General features: G+C 71.5%; 12 protein-coding genes. 3 read left to right on the top strand and 9 right to left on the bottom strand.

Features of this window, described 5'->3' with window-relative positions; all coding sequences use genetic code 11:
• The first annotated feature begins 74 nt into the window (after positions 1-74).
• Entirely contained in the window at positions 75-2,111 is a 2,037-nt protein-coding gene (gene pknB, locus QJS31_RS08390) for a Stk1 family PASTA domain-containing Ser/Thr kinase (protein WP_306356353.1), read from the top strand.
• Positions 2,112-2,181: 70 nt separating this feature from the next.
• Here the strand turns inward: pknB and QJS31_RS08395 are convergent, their stop codons facing one another.
• The 5 genes from QJS31_RS08395 to QJS31_RS08415 all read right to left on the bottom strand — a co-directional run bounded on the left by QJS31_RS08395 (position 2,182) and on the right by QJS31_RS08415 (position 9,599).
• A complete protein-coding gene (locus QJS31_RS08395) occupies positions 2,182-3,570 on the bottom strand; it encodes a class II 3-deoxy-7-phosphoheptulonate synthase (protein ID WP_039812276.1) in 1,389 nt (462 codons plus the stop codon).
• Positions 3,571-3,790: 220 nt separating this feature from the next.
• Complete coding sequence (locus tag QJS31_RS08400; protein WP_306356354.1) at positions 3,791-4,924, bottom strand: phytoene/squalene synthase family protein; 1,134 nt, start codon at positions 4,922-4,924, stop codon at positions 3,791-3,793.
• Positions 4,921-6,666 carry an alpha-(1->6)-mannopyranosyltransferase A gene (locus tag QJS31_RS08405; RefSeq protein WP_372341693.1) on the bottom strand — a complete coding sequence of 582 codons (1,746 nt, stop codon included), beginning with the start codon at positions 6,664-6,666 and terminating at the stop codon, positions 4,921-4,923. Before QJS31_RS08405 ends, QJS31_RS08400 begins: the two co-directional genes overlap by 4 nt.
• A gap of 178 nt (positions 6,667-6,844) precedes the next feature.
• Positions 6,845-8,422 carry a phytoene desaturase family protein gene (gene crtI, locus QJS31_RS08410; RefSeq protein ID WP_282785192.1) on the bottom strand — a complete coding sequence of 526 codons (1,578 nt, stop codon included), beginning with the start codon at positions 8,420-8,422 and terminating at the stop codon, positions 6,845-6,847.
• A 55-nt stretch (positions 8,423-8,477) separates the two neighbouring features.
• Complete coding sequence (locus QJS31_RS08415; protein WP_306356356.1) at positions 8,478-9,599, bottom strand: polyprenyl synthetase family protein; 1,122 nt, start codon at positions 9,597-9,599, stop codon at positions 8,478-8,480.
• 851 nt (positions 9,600-10,450) lie between these two features.
• Here QJS31_RS08415 and QJS31_RS08420 point away from each other — a divergent pair.
• Complete coding sequence (locus tag QJS31_RS08420) at positions 10,451-11,449, top strand: methylenetetrahydrofolate reductase (RefSeq protein WP_282785194.1); 999 nt, start codon at positions 10,451-10,453, stop codon at positions 11,447-11,449.
• A gap of 79 nt (positions 11,450-11,528) precedes the next feature.
• Positions 11,529-12,239, top strand: coding sequence for a hypothetical protein (locus QJS31_RS08425; protein WP_282785195.1), 711 nt, complete (start codon positions 11,529-11,531; stop codon positions 12,237-12,239).
• A gap of 306 nt (positions 12,240-12,545) precedes the next feature.
• Here QJS31_RS08425 and QJS31_RS08430 read toward each other — a convergent pair whose 3' ends face one another.
• The 4 genes from QJS31_RS08430 to QJS31_RS08445 all read right to left on the bottom strand — a co-directional run.
• Positions 12,546-13,631 (bottom strand): glycosyltransferase family 2 protein, encoded by a 1,086-nt coding sequence (locus QJS31_RS08430; protein ID WP_306356372.1) that lies wholly within the window; start codon positions 13,629-13,631, stop codon positions 12,546-12,548.
• 332 nt (positions 13,632-13,963) lie between these two features.
• Positions 13,964-14,659: a DUF3153 domain-containing protein gene (locus QJS31_RS08435; protein ID WP_052373302.1), complete on the bottom strand. Its 696-nt coding sequence runs from the start codon at positions 14,657-14,659 to the stop codon at positions 13,964-13,966.
• 87 nt (positions 14,660-14,746) lie between these two features.
• Complete coding sequence (locus QJS31_RS08440) at positions 14,747-15,925, bottom strand: carotenoid biosynthesis protein (protein ID WP_372341687.1); 1,179 nt, start codon at positions 15,923-15,925, stop codon at positions 14,747-14,749.
• Positions 15,926-16,097: 172 nt separating this feature from the next.
• On the bottom strand, positions 16,098-17,109 hold a 1,012-nt coding region (locus tag QJS31_RS08445; RefSeq protein WP_306356358.1), incomplete at its 5' end, for an NAD(P)/FAD-dependent oxidoreductase.

Genomic DNA, 17,109 nt, shown 5'->3' on the forward strand with positions numbered 1-17,109 from the left:
CATCACACCCCGTCCGGACTACGATCGGGTGAGTCGTACGGGTCCCCGTAGGGAAATATCGGGAAGGGCAACACTTGATCGGCCAGATCCTGGAAGGGCGCTACCGCATCGATGCGCCGATCGCGCGTGGCGGTATGTCAATGGTGTTCCGAGGTGAGGACACCCGGCTGGACCGCCCGGTCGCCATCAAGGTGATGGATCCCAAGTTCGCCGCGGACCCGCAGTTCCTGACCCGCTTCGAGCTCGAGGCGCGCGCGGTCGCCAAGCTCAAGCATCCGGCCCTGGTGGCCGTCTACGACCAGGGCGTGGACGGCGACCATCCGTTCCTCATCATGGAATTGGTCGAGGGCGGCACCCTGCGCGAACTGCTGCGCGAACGCGGCCCCATGCCCCCGCACGCGGTGCGCGCCGTGATCGAACCGGTCATGCAGGCCATCGGTGTGGCGCACTCCTCCGGGCTGGTGCACCGCGACATCAAACCGGAGAACGTGCTCATCTCCGACTCCGGCGAGGTCAAGATCGCCGATTTCGGTCTGGTGCGGGCGGTGGCCGCCGCCAACATCACCTCGGCCAGCGTCATTCTCGGCACCGCCGCCTACCTCTCCCCGGAACAGGTCACCAGCGGCCACGCCGACGCGCGCAGCGACGTCTACGCCGCGGGCGTGCTCATCTTCGAAATGCTCACCGGGCGCACTCCGTTCACCGGCGACAATTCGCTGTCCATCGCCCTGCAGCGGGTGGAGAACGACGTCCCGAGCCCGAGCCACCACATCTCCGGCGTCCCACCGGAATTCGACGAGCTGGTGGCGCACGCCACCGCCCGCGAACCCGCGCACCGCTTCGCCGACGGCAACGAGATGGCCGCCGAGATCCGCCGCATCGCCCAGGTGCTGCAACTGCCCGCCTACCGGGTGCCCGCACCGCAGGAATCCGCGGAACACCTCAGCGCCCGCTATCGCGTCGGCCCCACCCCGGCGCCGGCCGCACCGGCCGAATCCCGTTCGCGCCCGGCCCCCGTCGGCGCCGCCGATATGACGACGCGGCTCCCGGCCGAGCCGCCGACCACGCGGGTTCCGCAGGCGGCCGCACCGCCCGCCCACCAGCACACCCGGGTGATGACGGCGGCCCGGGAGCTACCTCCGGACTACGCGCAGTCGGCCGCGCACGCCCCACCGCCCACCCTGCCTCCACACGGCGATCGACCGCCGCGCAATGGCTACCTGGCCGATCGCGGCAGATCCCGCCGCACCGCCGTGTTGTGGCTCGGCGCGGTGGTGGCGCTGGCCCTGCTGCTCGGCATCGGCGGCTGGTGGCTGGGCGTGGGCCGCTACGAAGCGGTTCCGGCCATCGCGGGAATGGACCGCGAACGCGCCGTCGCCACCCTCCAGGCCGCCGGTTTCGACACCGAGGTGAGAGACAAGGCGTCCGACACGATTCCGATGGGCAATGTGGTCGGCACCGATCCGTCCGCCGGAACCAAGGTGGTCAAGGGTTCCACGGTCGCGGTGCTCATCTCCAGCGGCAAACCCAAGGTGCCCGATATCCGACCGGGCCAGGACGTGCAGAGCGTCAAGCAGGCGATCAGAGATGCCGGACTGACCCCGGTGGATGCCGGGGAGGTCTCCAGTACGGCGGCGGAGGGCACGGTCGCCAAGGTGGATCCGGACCCCGGCACGATTCTGCCGATGGGCGCGGACGTGAAGGTGTACACGAGCAAGGGTTCCGCCCCGGTCGAGCTCCCGAATGTGCGGGGTAAGACCGAGGAGGAGGCGAGAGCCGCGCTGGACGCGGCCGGCATCGAGGTCACCGGCACCAGGGTCGAATTCGACTCCAAGGTCAAGGCCGGTGAAGTAGCCGGGACCGATCCGGCCGCCGGCACCACCATCGACTCCAGTCAGGGCGTGGTCCTGCTCATCTCCAATGCCGTGGAGGTGCCGGGTCTGCTCGGTTCCAGCGTCGGCGACGCCCGCGCGAAGCTCGAAGCCCTCGGCCTGGGCGTGTCGGTGCGGCAGCTCGCCCCGAGCGATTCCTCGATCGTCATCTCGCAGAGCAGCGTGCCCGGCGCGAAGGTCGAACCGGGATCCACCATCACCCTTGTCGCCTTGCCCTGATAATTCGATCGCGGTGCGGACGCGTGTGGCCCGTGCCGATCGGCACGGGCCACACGCGTGAATCCGGTTCTCAGCGCAGCATTTCCGCGACCAGGAAGGCCAGCTCCAGGGACTGCTGGGTGTTCAGGCGCGGATCACAGGCGGTCTCGTAGCGGTTCTCCAGATCCAGATCGGAGATGTCCTGCGCGCCACCGAGGCATTCGGTGACGTGTTCGCCGGTGAGCTCGATGTGCAGGCCGCCCGGATGGGTGCCCAGCGCGTGATGCACCTCGAAGAAGCCCTGCACTTCGTCGACGATGCGGTCGAAGTGGCGCGTCTTGTAGCCGTTGGACGCCTCGTGGGTGTTGCCGTGCATGGGGTCGCACTGCCAGATCACCTGGTGGCCGGTGGCCTGCACCTTCTCGATGATGGCGGGCAGCACGTCGCGCACCTTGCCATTGCCCATGCGCGCGACCAGGGTGAGCCGACCGGGCTCGTTGTTGGGGTCCAGCCGCTCCACGTACTCCACCGCCATCTCGGGGGTGGTGCTCGGGCCGATCTTGAGGCCGATCGGGTTGCCGAGCAGCTCCGCAAAGGCGATGTGCGCGCCGTCGAGCTGGCGGGTGCGCTCCCCGATCCACAGGAAGTGCGCGGACAGGTCGTAGAGCACCGGTTCACCGGTGGTGGGGTGCTCGCTGAGCCGCAGCATGGCCCGCTCGTAGTCCAGCACCAGGGCCTCGTGCGAGGCGTAGAGCCGGGCGCTGGACAGGTTCGGGTCGTTGACCCGGCAGGCGTTCATGAACGCCAGGGCGCGGTCGATCTCGGTGGCCATGGCCTCGTAGCGGGCGCCGGCCGGGGACTGGGCCACGAATTCGCGGTTCCAGTCGTGCACCTTGTGCAGATCGGCCATGCCGGCGGAGGTGAGCGCGCGCACCAGGTTCATGGCGGCGGAGGCGTTGGCGTAGGCGCGGACCAGTCGCGACGGATCGTGCTCGCGCACCGCGGGATCGGCGACCAGGGAGTTCACCATATCGCCGCGGTAGGACTTCAGCCCCAGCGCGTCCAGGTCGGCCGAGCGCGGCTTGGCGTACTGTCCGGCGATGCGGGCCACCTTGACCACGGGCAGGCTGGCGCCGTAGGTGAGCACCACCGCCATCTGGAGCAGGGTGCGGATATTGCCGCGGATATGCGGTTCGGTGTTGTCGGCGAAGGTCTCCGCGCAATCGCCGCCCTGCATGAGGAACGCCTCACCCCGGGCCACCTCGGCCAGGCGTAGCTTCAGCTCCTCCACCTCGGCGGGCACGCAGATGGGCGGCACGCTCTCCAACACGGTGCGCATCTTGGCGGCCAGCTCCGGATCCCAGGACGGCTGCTGTAGCGCGGGCCGGGCGAGCGCGTCATCGAGCCGCCGACGCAGCTCGGCGGGCAACGGAGGCAACTCCGGCAAGCGATCGATCGGTACGTCGACGGTCCAGTTCACCCGTTCAGAATACGGACCCGCAATCGACGTTGGGGACCACACCCAGGGGTGAGAACCTTCCCCCTCCGGACCCAGCGTCGACGGAGACGACCATGTGCGCGGACCCTGACGATCGACTGCTCCGGTCGGGCTTCCCTCATGACGGGTACTGGCATCGCTGATGAAGTGGCCAGTATGCGGGAGAATCCCTGCCGCAGCGTATTTGGCCGAGGCAGGTGGTCTACGGTGTCGAAGACTCGGGTTCGGGGCAGCGGGAACAGCGGGCGAACTCGCGGGCGGCGACCCGGAGGCGGCGGTGGCGGGGGACCGCGGCGCGGCGGGTGAAGATCTCGTAGTCGTGGCGTTCGATCTCGTCGAGGATGCCCGCGTAGAGGGCGGCGGCGGTGCGGATGGCGGGGCGCACCCGGGGCCGCAGCAGATCTATGCCGGGGGTGGCGGTGCGGTAGACGGCGCGGTTGGTGGCGATGAGGTGGGCCAGGGCGCGGCGCACACGGGGGTCGGTGCGGCCGGTGGTCCGGCAGTGGCGCAGCAGGTCGTCGTTCACTCCGAAGGCGGTGAGTTCGTCGGCGGGCAGGTAGACGCGGCCGCGGTCGAGGTCCTCGCCGACATCGCGGAGGAAATTGGTGAGCTGGAAGGCTTCGCCGAGGGCGGCGGCGGCCGGTTCGGCGTCGGCGGTGGGCACCACGGTGCCGAGGACCGGGAGCATCTGCAGGCCGATGGCGGCGGCCGAACCGCGCATGTACTCGCGCAGGGCGGTCATGGACGGGTACCGGTCGCGGAAGAGCGGGCTGTCGGGAACGTCCATGCGCATGGAATCGAGGAAGACCCAGAAGTGTGCGGGGGCGATGGCGTAACGGTGAATGGTGTCGGCCACGGCGGCCAGGACACTGCTCTGCGCGTCTCGCGATGCGGTATCGCCGAGGAACGCTACGGTCCGGACCGCCGAGGCGGCACCGGCTTCGCCCCCGGCGGTGTTGGTTTCGCGGCCGCGGGTCGTGGTTTCGCAGCCGACCGTGCGCTCGCCATTGGCGACGGTGACGGTTCCGTTTCGGTCGGGTGCGGTGGTATCGGTACCGTCGGCGGATAGTCGGTGCAGTCGGCGGCGGAGATCGTGCTCGATGCGATCCAGTTGTGCCGCACCGGATTCCGTGCGGTCGGGGCCGCCGGTCGACGGGGCGGTAGCGGTGTGGTCGACGATATCGTCGACCACCCGGGCGAAGGCGTACAGGGCGTGTACGGCCGGTCGCTGCTCCGGCGACAGCAGCCGCGTGGCCAGGAAGTAGGTGCGCCCGTGGGCGGCGGCGATCCGACGGCAGTCCCGGTAGGCGCGCGTCAGTTCGGCGGATGGGGTCATGGCGTGCGTGCCGACGAAGCGGCGGCCGACGATCCCGCCGAACCCGCTGCCGATCCCGCCGCGGACGGCGATGCCGCCGGGCCGGCGGCCGCCATGGCCGTGCCCGCCGTCGCGCCCTGCCCAGTCCTCGCGCCCGTGCCCGTCGCCGCGCCGGGCGGCTCGGTCCGTGAGCGCGTGTGCTCGGTGCTCAGCCGCAGCGGATCCACGGTGCGCAGCGCCAGTGCGGCCACCACGGCGGCGAAGGTGGCCGCCGCGACGTGCAGCCAGTTGTAGAGTCCGATCGACCCGTCGGGGTTGAACACCAGCATCAGCCAGGTGCACAGCCCCACCAGCCACTGCAGCGTCCGGGTGGACAGCGCGAATCCGGCGGCCAGGGCGAGCGGCCACGAGTAGTACCAGGGCAGCGCCGCGGGCGAGAGGATCACGATGGCCACGAACGCGATGCAGATGCCGAAGACGGCCTCGCGCTCGCTGTGCCGGAACCGCCACCACGTCCACACCAGCCCCACCACCAGCGCGACCGCGCACAGCATGCGCGTCACCGACAGCACCGATTCCAGCCGCAGCGGCGACACCCAGGTGACCATGTGCGCCATGATGGTCGGCGCGGACAGCCAGTTGATGATCTTCTTCGAACCGGACAGCGCCGTCAGCCAGCCGATACCGACCCCGGCCAGCGCCGAGGCGGCCACGAAGACCGCCGCGAACACCGAGACGCCGAGTCCGGCGATCTTGGCGAACATGAGCACCGGATGCGGCAGTTGCCCCTCGTCGTCCGAGCCCTGCGCACGCGCCAACTCGGCCCGCCGGTCGCGCTCGTGGATCATCCAGATCCACACCAGGAACGGCAGCGCCACCCCCGCGGTGGCCTTGATGGCCACACCGATGGCCAGCACCACGAATCCGGCGACATGGTGTTTCTCCAGCACCAGCGCGATGGCCGCGGCCATCAGCCCGACCATCAGCATCTCGTTGTGCACACCGCCGATGAGATGGATGAGCACCAGCGGGTTGAGCACCGCCAGCCACAGCGCCGTGGTGGGCTTGCCGCCCAGATGCTTGGTCAGATGCGGTACCGCCCACAGCATGAGCGCCAGTCCGGGCAGCATGACCAGCCGCAGCGCGATGGTCCCGGCCACCACATTGTCACCGGTGATGGAGGTGATGCCGTCACCGAGCAGCAGGAAGATCGGGCCGTAGGGCGCGGTGGTCAGCGTCCACACATTGGAGACGTTGTCCAGCAGCACACCGGGATTGACCACCGGACCGACCTGGTAGGGGTCGAAGCCGTCGCGCAGCAGCGCGCCCTGCGCCAGATACGAGTAGGCGTCGCGGCTGAACATCGGCACCGCGAACAGCAGCGGGAAGATCCAGATGCCGACGATGGCGCGCAGTTCGTTCAGGGTCACCGCCGGACCGCGCACGGTGCCGATGGTGATCCGCCCGAGCCGCACCCAGGCGGTGATCATGGCGAGCACGCCGATCCACACGAACAGCGTGGACAGGTAGTAGCCGTGCCCGAAACGCAGCCAGGACAGGTGCGCGGCCTCCAGCAGCGGGTCGCGGCGGCGCACACTGCCCGCCCCGAACCCGCCGAAGGTGATCATGACCGCGCCGAAGAAGCCGAGCAGCGCCGCCCGGCCCTCCGGGCTGCGGATGAACTCCGCGACGTAGGCCCAGCGGCGGCGCGCGGCGGCCTCGCCGTCGGTCCCCGTGCCGATATCGTGTCCGATGCTCACCATGCTCTGTCCCGAAATCGCTGTGCCGGTGGCCGCTGTCGTCGGCCCTGGGGTCGCCACACTGTCGCCGGAGGCGTCCGGTGCGGTGGCGGCGTCCGTGTCGGGGGTCGGCATTGGCGGTCGTTCCCCCCGGAAAGGTCGGCGGTCTGGTGACCGCATCGGATTCTGGACGCGGGCCAGTCTAGTGCGTCGGCGACGGGGCCACCGCGTCGGTGCGGCCGGTTCCGGTCCGGGCATGTCGCACATCACCCGTGATGCGCGCCGCGGCGAGTCGTCCGGAGAGCAGAACGGTCGGCACGCCGACGCCCGGGGTGGTGCCGCAGCCTGCGAGAACGACATTGTCGCGGCCGCGCACCAGGTTGCGGGTGCGGAAGGGGCCGGTCTGGCGGAACAGGTGCGCCGCGGAGAACGGCGTGCCCGCCACCATGCCCCGCTCCAGCCAGGTGCGCGGAGTGTCGACGTGGTCGATGCGGAAGTGTTCGGAAATCCCTTGGTAGCCGCGTGCTTCCAGGGTGAGCAGGAGTTCGCGCAGATAGGCCGGGCCCAATCGGTCCCAGTCCAGCGCCGCCGCATCGAGATTGGGGCAGGGTGCCAGCAGCGACAGCGGTTCGTGCCGAGTGCCCGCGCGGTCGATGTACAGCGTCGGGTCGGTGAGCGCGGGCCGGGTGAGCAGCAGCGACGGATCGCTCATGAGCGCGCCGCGGCCCGGTCGGGCGGCGATCTCGGTGAAGGTGTCGTCCCAGGCCCGGCCGAAGTCGATGGTGTGATGCGCCCGCACCGGCCAGGATTCGGTCTCCCGCGCCGGAATGGTGCCGTGCGCGACGACCGCCGAGGGGGAGGCGCGCAGCCAGCGGCGGCGGCGCACGCCGAAACGGTCCAGACCGCCGAGGTCGGCGGTGAGCACCACGGCGTCACAGGGCAGGGTGCTGCCGTCGGCGAGCCGGACGGCCCGGGCCCGGCGGCCGTGATAGTCGATGCCGGTGACCTCGGTGTTCACCGCGAGGGTGCCGCCCGCCGCGGTGAAGGCGCGGGCCAGGGCGTCGGCGATGGCGCGCATCCCACCCTCCGGGTAGTACACGCCCAGGCAGGTGTCCATGTACGGGATCGCGCCGTAGACGGCGAGGGCCCGGGCGGGGGCCATCCCCGCGAACAGGGCCTGGAAGCTGAACAGGCGACTGAGCTGCTCATCGCCCAGCATGCGCCGCACCCGGGGGCCGAGGCGGCCGAACGCGCCGATGCGCACCAGTTCGGCCAGCGCCGTGCGCTTCTCGGGGATGCGGACCATATCGAGCGGGGAGTCGAAATTGGTGTCCATGAAGGGTCCGAACTCGGCCCGGTAGACCCGGTGCAGCCAGTCGCGTAGTCGCCGGTAGCGCCGGGCGGCGGCGGTGCCGCGCACACGGGTGATCTCGGCGGCCATGGCGTCCGGATCGGCGTGGACGGCGATGACGGCGTCGTCGGCGAAGCGCGCGCGGTAGGCGGGGGTCACGTCGAGAATGCGCAGCCCGACCGACTCCCGGGTGTGCCCGACCGCCGCGAGCGCCTGGTCGACGAGTTCGGGCAGGGTGAGAATGGTTGCCCCGGAATCGACCTCGTAGTCCGGGCCGCGATAGCGGCCGACCCGCCCGCCCGGGTGATCGGCCCGCTCCAGCAGCGTCACCTGTCGTCCGGACCCGGTCAGGTGCAGGGCGGCGGCCAGTCCCGCCAGTCCCGCGCCCACCACCACGACCCGATCGGTCGGTCCCGCAACAGTTCTCATTCGACGGCTTTCGTACTCGTTCGGGTGCTGGTTCGGTGTCGGTGCTGGTTCGGGGTCAGTAGGCGCGCGCGGTCGCGGCCTGCGCCATTGTCCGCAGGTGCGCCTTGGCCTCGGCGGTGGCGGTGCTGCCGTCGAGGGCGGCGAGGCCGCGTTCGGTGAGGTCGGTGATGCGCCGCTCCACCGCGTCCACCGCGCCGAGGTCGGTGATGACGGTGCGCAGCCGCGCGACCGTGTCGGCGTCGAGATCCGCGCCCAGGCTCTCGCGCAGCAGCCGGGCCGCCGCCGGATCGGTAGCGTCGGCGCGGGTGAGGGCCTCGGCGATCAGGACGGTGCGTTTGCCCTCGCGTAGGTCGTCGCCGGAGGGTTTACCGGTGATCGCCGGATCGCCGAAAACCCCCAGCAGGTCGTCGCGCAGCTGGAAGGCGATGCCGATATCGGTGCCGAATTCGCGGTAGGCCGCGATGAGTGCCGGGTCGGCGTCGGCGAGTGCGGCGCCCATGTGCAGCGGCCGTTCGATGGTGTAGGCGGCCGTCTTGTAGCGGTTGATCCGCAGCGCCGCCGCCACGGATTCGTCTCCCGCGGACTCGCCGTGGATATCGAGCAGCTGCCCGCCGAGCACCTCGGTGCGCATGGCCGCCCACACCGGCGCGAATCGGGCGCGGGCGGCGGCGTCCAGCCCGGCCTCGTGGGTCATATCGTCGGCCCAGGCCAGCGCGAGGTCACCGATCAGGATGGCGACGCTGGTGCCGTAGTGGTCGGCGTCCCCGGCCCACTCGGCGTCGCGGTGCCGCTGCTCGTAGTCGACGTGCACGGTCGGGAAGCCGCGCCGGGTACGGGAGGAGTCGATGATGTCGTCGTGGATGAGGGCGCACGCCTGCACCAGTTCCAGCGCCGAGCAGGCGGTGAGCACCGCCGCCGCGGCCGGATCGTCGGCGCGTCCGCCCGCCCCGAGCCAGCCGGTCCAGGCGAACGCGGGCCGGGTGCGCTTGCCGCCGCGCAGCACGAAATCCGCCAGGGCACGCGCCGCGTCCACGAAAACCGGGCCGAGAGGTTCCACGAGTGGCGCGCGGCTGGCGAAGAAGTCGGTGAGTCGCTCCTCGACGGCTGCGACCAGCGACCCCGAGCCCGTTGCCGGAAGGGCCGGGTGACGGGTCGGCGTACCGGGTCCGGCGGACACGGGGGACCTCCTGAGATTCGTGCTCGGATGCCGCGCTGGCAACAGTGGTTCGCCGCCGCCGCGACCGCGGTTCGTCCGCGAGGGAAGTTCGGGCTCGACTGTACCCAGCGGAAGAGCGCCCGTCCGTGGTGGGACAGCCGTCGACCCGCGCGGGTGACACCGCGCCGTCGGATACCTGGGGCATCCGACCGAGTGCCAGGTGATCTCGTGTGCACGGCCGGGAACGGCGGCTTCGTCTCGCGTGTGGGCGCAGCCGCCCCGGCGCGGCCACGGGGCGCGGGGCGGGTTGTTCGCGTGCCCGGGGATGCGTGGGGGTCGTCGGTGGGACTCGCCGGAGGCTCGCGCGGGTCACACCGCGGCGTCGAATAGCTGGGGCATCCGACCGAGTGTCAGGTGATCTCGTGTGCACGGCCGGGAACGGCGGCTTCGTCTCGCGTGTGGGCGCAGCCGCCCCGACGTGGCACGGGCGAGTCGTCTGCGTGGCCGGGTATGCGTGGGCCGTATGGGCTGTTGTCCGTGTGCCCGGGGTGCACGGGCCGTAGGGGGCTGTTGTCTGCGTGGCCGGGGGTGTGCGGGGCCGGAGGGACGGACTGCTGTCCGCGTGACCGGGATGTGTCGGACCGCAGCAGGGGCTGTCGCCTGTGTGTCCGGGCCACATACGGGTCGCGGGTGCGGTCTGCCCGGTGCCCGGTACCGGTCTGAATGCCGACTGGTTCGTATGGCAGGTGTGTCCGGTAGGTGAGACAGCCGTCTCGTTTCTCGGGCAGGCCGGGGTGTCTGTGCGGGTCGCGACGATCGAGGCGGTGCGGGTGGCGGTCGGGCGCGGGTGTCGCGCCCCCTACACTGGGGCCGTGAGTTTCGACGATGTACGGGGAGCTTCGACCCCTGGCCGAGTTTCCCGCACGCCGCAGGTTTCCGGAACTCCATCGGTTGTGCAGCACCTCGGCCCCCGGCCGGACGGGTCGATTCCGTTCTCGGTGGAGTTCAATCCGCCACGTGACGCCGCCGGGGAGGCACGGCTGTGGCGGGCGGCGCGGGAGTTCGAGCGGCTGCATCCGGCCTTCGTATCCATGACCTACGGTGCGGGCGGGTCCACCCGCGATCGCACCATTCGGGTGACGGGGCAGCTGGCGCGGGAGACGACGCTGCTCACCGTGGCGCATCTGACCGCCGTCGACCACAGTGTCGCCGAATTGCGCTCCATCGTCGGCGCGTACGCGGACTGCGGCATTCGTAATCTGCTGGTGCTGCGCGGCGATCCACCGGGCGATCCGCTCGGGGAGTGGGTGAAGCATCCCGACGGCGTCGAGTACGCCGAGGAGCTGGTGCGCATGGTGCGCGAGCTCGGCGACTTCCACGTGGGCGTCGCTTCCTTCCCGCAGGGACATCCGCGTTCGGTCGACCTCGACTCCGACACCCGCTTCCTGTTGGCGAAACTGCGTGCGGGCGCGGAGTATTCGATCACTCAGATGTTCTTCGACGTCGAGCACTATCTGCGGCTGCGTGATCGGGCGGTGGCGGCCGATCCGGAGCAGGGGGCCAAGCCGATCATTCCGGAGCTCATGCCGATCACCTCGCTGCGCACCGTGCAGCGGGCCGAGGAGCTGTCCGGCCGCCCGCTGCCAACCGCGGTGCTGGAACGCCTGCGCAAGGCCGCGGGGGACGGTCCCGAGGAGAACCGCGAGGCCGTGCGCGCCGCCGGGATCGAGATCGCCACCGAGATGGCGCAGCGGCTCATCGACGAGGGCGCGCCCTGCCTGCACTTCATCACGCTGAACTTCGCCAAGGCCACCGGTGAGGTGCTGTCCAACCTCGGCTACACGGTCACTCCCGCACCGGTTCGCGCCTGACCGCGCCGGGCGAAATGCCCGGAATGCACTGGTCACGGGAGTAATGTCCCTCCTCGACCGCGACTCCGAGGAGACAGACATGCTGATGTTTCACAACCTCGTCCGAGTGGTGGGCGCCCTGAGCGCCTGCGCGGTCCTCGCGGGCCCCGCGACCGCCGCCCCGAGTACGGGCGGGCCGGAGTCGGACGCGAGCGCGGTCATCGCCCGCGCCATGGACGCGGCGGCGCCCGGCGACTGGCTCAGCGCCTACGGCCAATCCGTCGAGCGCCTGGAAGAGCTGGGCGTGCAGCCGTTCCTGTACCCGACGGCCGCCCCGTTCTGCCTGAACTCCACCACCCTCGGCCTGGCTCCCGCGATGGCCGGAGCGATCCCCGGCCCGTGGCCCAGATTCGCCAGAGATATTCCCGGGCTCGACCTCTCGGCCGTGAAGACAGGCCAGACCATGTTCGCTTTCGTGCCCTACGGCCTGGCCGCCGACGGTGCGGACACCTCCGGCATGCAGGTGGTGTGGCTCAATGCCGATACCGGCCGATCCGGTTTCGCGCCCATGGGTTCGATGTCCCAGATGGTGCGCTCCATGATCCCGCCGCAGGTCCCGGCCGAACTCCGCCCGATGGTCGAACGGGCGGTCGCCGACTTCTTCCTCGCCACCCTGCCACGCGGCGGCGTCCGCGCCGTCCCGGTCGAAACCGGTTCCGGCACCGTGCTCGCGGCCATCTTCGGCGTGGTCCGCAACGGCGCGGCCTCCTGCTTCTTCCTGCCCACGGTGGGCATAACCGAGGTGCCCTGACCTCCGCACGGGGTCGCCGGGCGGGTCAACGGGCGAGCGCCTGCCAGTTGTCGACGCGGGGGCCTCGCGGCACCGAAGCCCTGCCGCAGCGATCTGCCGATGCCCGCCACGCCGATGCCACGGCCAGCGTGAGCCTCGACAGTTCCACTGCGCCATCACATGACACGGCGAAATGCGCGGTCTTCGCCCGCCGCGCACTCTGCCCGGCGCTCCCGGTCTCCGGAATCCGCTCGGCGGTCCACGCGCCGTACGGCGCGTGAGTGCTGGTGTGCACAGCGTGCGGGGGAGTGCTCGCGGTCCGGCCGGTCAACCGTGGATGTCGCGGCTCTTCCAGGTCAGTGTGCCCGCACGGTGGGCGCGGTGGGAACGGTAGGACAGGCGCAGGTAGGCGGCGATGGAGAGCGGATGGGCCAGGGCCGCAAGGATATCGGCGACCGACAGGGCACGGCGGCGCTCGGTGCCGCGGGCCAGCAGCCGGGCGGTGACGGCGGCGGCATAGCCCAGCAGTCCGGTGTGGCGCAGTCGATCCCGGCCCACGACGGCGGCCAGCGGGGGCACCCAGTAGGCGAGGGCGGCGAGGCCCGCGACGGCGGCGCTGCCGGTGGGGCCGCCGTAGGCCGACCACAGCCAGCGGGTGTAGCCGGATTCGAGTTCGGCAGCGTCGCGGTACATTCGGGTGCTGGCGAGGCGTCCGGCGGCCGCCAGTACGGTGCGGCGGCCCGCCCGGCGCAGAGCGCGGGCGATGGCCAAATCCTCGGTGATCTCGGCCGCAACCGCCGCATGTCCGCCGATCTCCCGATACGCGGCGGTGTCGAAGACCAGGAACTGGCCGCAGGCCACCGCCACGGACGGGCGGCGGGTGCGGTTGGCCACCGCGACGGGCAGCGTACCGGCCCACGACCAGGCCAGCAGCGGCTGTACCAGCAGTTCGGCGGGGGATTCGGCGCGCTGCTCGGGCCAGGGGCACAGCAGTGCGGCACGGCGGCGGCGCAATTCGGTGACCGCGGCGGCCAGCGCTCCGGGGGCCAGCCGGACGTCGGCATCCAGGAAGACGAGCGCGGTGGGCTCCGTTGCCGTGGCCAATTCGGCCAGTGCGGCACACGCCGCCGTCTTGCCGGTCCAGCCCGCGCGCGGCTCGGAGTGATTGCGCGCCAGCGTGAATCGCTCGTCATCGGCGATGGCCTCGGCGACCGCCTCGTACGTGCCGTCGGCGGAGGCGTCGTCCAGGACGATTACCCGCAGCCGCGGAACTCCTTGCTGCGCACGCAGATCCGCGATGAGCGCGGGCACCCGATCAACCTCGTCACGGGCCGGAACGCACACCGTGACCGGTTCGATCACACTCTGCCCCACCCGCAGCCTCGGCACGGTGAGCCGATTGACCAGCGCCATGGCGGCCCCGGCCACCGCGATGGCGGCCCCGGCCCGCACGAACCGCTCACCGACGCGTACAGCCCGCTGTCGTGTGGGGAAGCCGCGCACAAGCCGCTGCCGCGTGGGAGAGCTGCCTACGAACGTCTCGCGCGTGGGGAAGCCGCTCATGAACGGCTCGCGCGTGGGGAAGCCGCCCACGAACGGCTCGCGTGAGGGGGTGCCGCGTACAAGCCGCTCCTTCTTGGGAATGCCGCGCACAGCCCGCTCCCGTGTGGGAAGCCCAGACCGCGTGCGGGAGGCACAGCCCGGTCGCGTGCGGGAAACATGCTGCGGCGCAAGGCCGGTCGCCTCTACTCGGCTGGTGTTCGCGGCCCGCGGCCGGGGCGGATCCAGCGGGCGGCGCGGACGTATTCGGGGGCGTCGGGGTTGCGGTTCATGTAGGCCAGCACCGCCACGATGGCGGCCACGGCCAGCGTGATGCCGCCGACGATGCCCGCCCAGCCCGCGAAGGAACGGGTATTGGGATCGGCGTAGCCGACCTCGGCGCGCAGGGTGGACACATCACCGGCGGGCAGCTTCCAGGTGACCACCGAATCGCCCTCGCGGGTGCCATTGGTGGTGCCGACGCGGGCCGGGAAGGCCACGGTGAACTGCACATCCGAACCATGCGGCGGCAGGCTCCCCAGATCGACCCGGCCGGTGAGGGTGACCAGGTCACCGAGGCGGTTGAAGGCGAGGGTGAACATGCCCTGGGTCTGATCGGACAGCGCGCTGAGCTGCTGCACCTCACCGAATGTCAGGTCCTCGAAGTACACCTGGCTGCCGACATAGCCGTCCTGCGAATAGGACTCGACGCGCACCTTGCCGGTGAGCGCGTCCGGCGCCTTCAGCTGCGGGCCCTTGTCGTCCTCGCTCTGCGGGACGGCGGCGGCGACGATTCGCCCCGAGACGCGGTCGTTGGACGACACGCCCATGGACGCCTGCACCCGCAGGCAGCCGGAGAGCAGCGGCAGCAGCAACGCCGCGAACAGTAAGGCGGCGGTCACTCGAACCGCACGGCGCGGTCGCCGCGCGGTGAGCGCGGGTTCGAGCTGGTCGGCTGCGATGGCGGTCTTCGGACTCGGCTGCACGGCTCACATCGTGCCATGACGCACCGGCCGCAGCGTGATTCGACGGGCGGACAACGCCCGCACCAGCGGAATCCCCAACACCCCCAGCCCCACCAACCCGTAGCCCGCCGACACCGGCAACCCGAGAAACACCGCATGCGCCAGCGCCGAACCCAGCCAGGTCCACAGGAATACGGCCACCGGCACCGCCACATCGCCGGAACGGACCGCGACCGCGGCAGTGTCCGCCCTGCGAACAGGGGCAGGGGCGATCGGTGGCTTGGCCGGGTCGTGTCCGGCGGCTGGCGCGTTCGTCGGGTCCGGTGCCGCGTCCGATACGGCTGATGGCCCGGTCGTACTCGCTCCTGCGGGTGGCGAAGCGGCCGGGGTGTTTCGACCGGCGGCGACGCCGGGTGAGACGGGGGCGGCGTCCGGCCGATCGGTGGCGGCCGCGTCGGTGGCTGCCGATTCTGCGGTGGCTGGTTGCGTGGTTGCGGTGGCCGGTTGCTTGGTGGTGGTAGCTGGTTCGGTGGCCGACGGTTCAGTGGCAGTGGCGGCGCTGGTGGGTGGTGCGGTGGCTGGCCGTGCGGTGGTGGGTGTGCGCTCGAGGTTCGGTGCGGTCCGATCCCAGAGCGCCAGCAGTCCGGCCATCACCAGGCCGACGGCGAACCAGCCGAGGTAGTTCGTCAGCGGGATCTCCGGGAGTCCGGGCAGGCCGGGCGAGGGCGAGCACCAGATCCACTGCCCGTCCGCCACCATCTGCGGATCCAGGAACAGATCCCAGCCGACCGCCCCCACGGCCGTCATCGTCACCCGCGTCACCGTGCGCGAGTACAGCTGCCCCGCGACGATCCACACCGGGTACAGGCCACCGGTCCAGGCCAGCGCCACCACCAGCGGCACCCCCGCCACCGACGGCCCGATCCGCCCGCTCGCGTAGTCGTAGCAGCCGAACGGGAATCCCGTTGCCGTGCCCACCATCTCGGCCAGCAACCCGACCCCGGACACGATCACCAGCACACCGACGGCCCACCGGACACCCCGCGTCCGCCCGGCATGCGTCAAAGCCGTTGCCGCGGAGAGCGACACCACCGCCACGGTCACCCGATCCCGCGCCACCCCGGCCGTCAGCGGATACAGAATCTGCACCGCCACCAGCAACACCGCCGGAACCACCGCCACCGGCCACCGCGCTGCCCTCACCGACCTACCCGCCGCTCGCATAGCGCCCCCGCCGCCGTCCCGCCTCCGCACGCGGCTGGACGATCGATCACGGGGAACTGGTGGCGGCATCGCCCGAGAGCGCCCCGCCACGAGTTCCCCCTCGCACGGTCGACGGCGTGGGGTACGGCGGCGAGGGGTGGGGTTGCGATGGTCATGGGCGGGGTCGGTGGAAGCGGCGGCGGGTGGTGCGGTGGATGAGGTGGGCCACGGTGCGGCCGCTGGCTCCGGAGACGCCGCCGCCGGGGTGGGTGGACGCGCCGGTGAGGTAGAGGCCGGGGGCGCCGGGGACGCGGTGGGCGGCGAGTTCGGGGAGCGGGCGCCAGGCGAACATCTGGTCCAGGGACATCTCCACGTGCATGACGTTGCCGCCGCGCAGGCCCAGCTCCCGTTCCAGGTCGGCGGGGGTCTGTACGTGGCGACGCAGCACGGTGTCCGCGAAACCCGGTGCGTGCGCCTCGACCTCGGCGATGATGCGGTCGGCCTCACGGTCGGCGTGCGCGCTCCAGTCGCTGCCGTCGGCGAGCGCGTAGGGATGCCACTGCGCCCACAGCGAGAGCTGGTGTTCCCCGGCGGCCGCGATGCTCGGATCGAGGGCGCTGAAACTCATGGCCAGCACCACCGGGCGCGGCGGTAGGTCGCCCGCGAGCGCGGCCCCGTGGGCGCGGCGCAGGTGGCGGCGGTCGGTGGTCAGCAGTTGCAGGCCGGTCGCGGATTCGGCGGTGTCCGCGCCCGGATAGCGGGGCAGGTCGCTGGTGGCGGCACGCACCACCATGCCGATGCCGGGGCCGACCCGAATGCGGCGCCGCCAGTCGGCCAGCCGGGCGGCGTCGAAACCGCCCTGCTCCAACAGGTCCAGGGTGGTGAGGATGTGCGCACCCGCGACCACCGTGTCGGCGCGCAGTTCGCGTCCGCCCGCCGTGCGCACCGACCAGCCGCTGCCGTCGCGGGTGAGGGCGGTGACCGCGTCGCCGGTGCGCACCACGCCGCCGTCGGCACGCAGCCGATCGGCCAGGGCCCGGGTGAGCGCGCCGCTGCCGCCGACGGCCCGCCCGGGCGGCAGGGTGTGCATGAGCGCCGCGAAGCCCACCATGGGCGCGGTGCCGGGTTCGGACATGGGTGGCCCGGACTGTGCGCCGAACCAGGCCAGTGCGGCCTTCAGCCGT

Origin of the sequence: Nocardia sp. CC213A (assembly GCF_030766805.1) — a bacterium.
GTDB classification, from domain to species: Bacteria; Actinomycetota; Actinomycetes; order Mycobacteriales; family Mycobacteriaceae; genus Nocardia; species Nocardia otitidiscaviarum.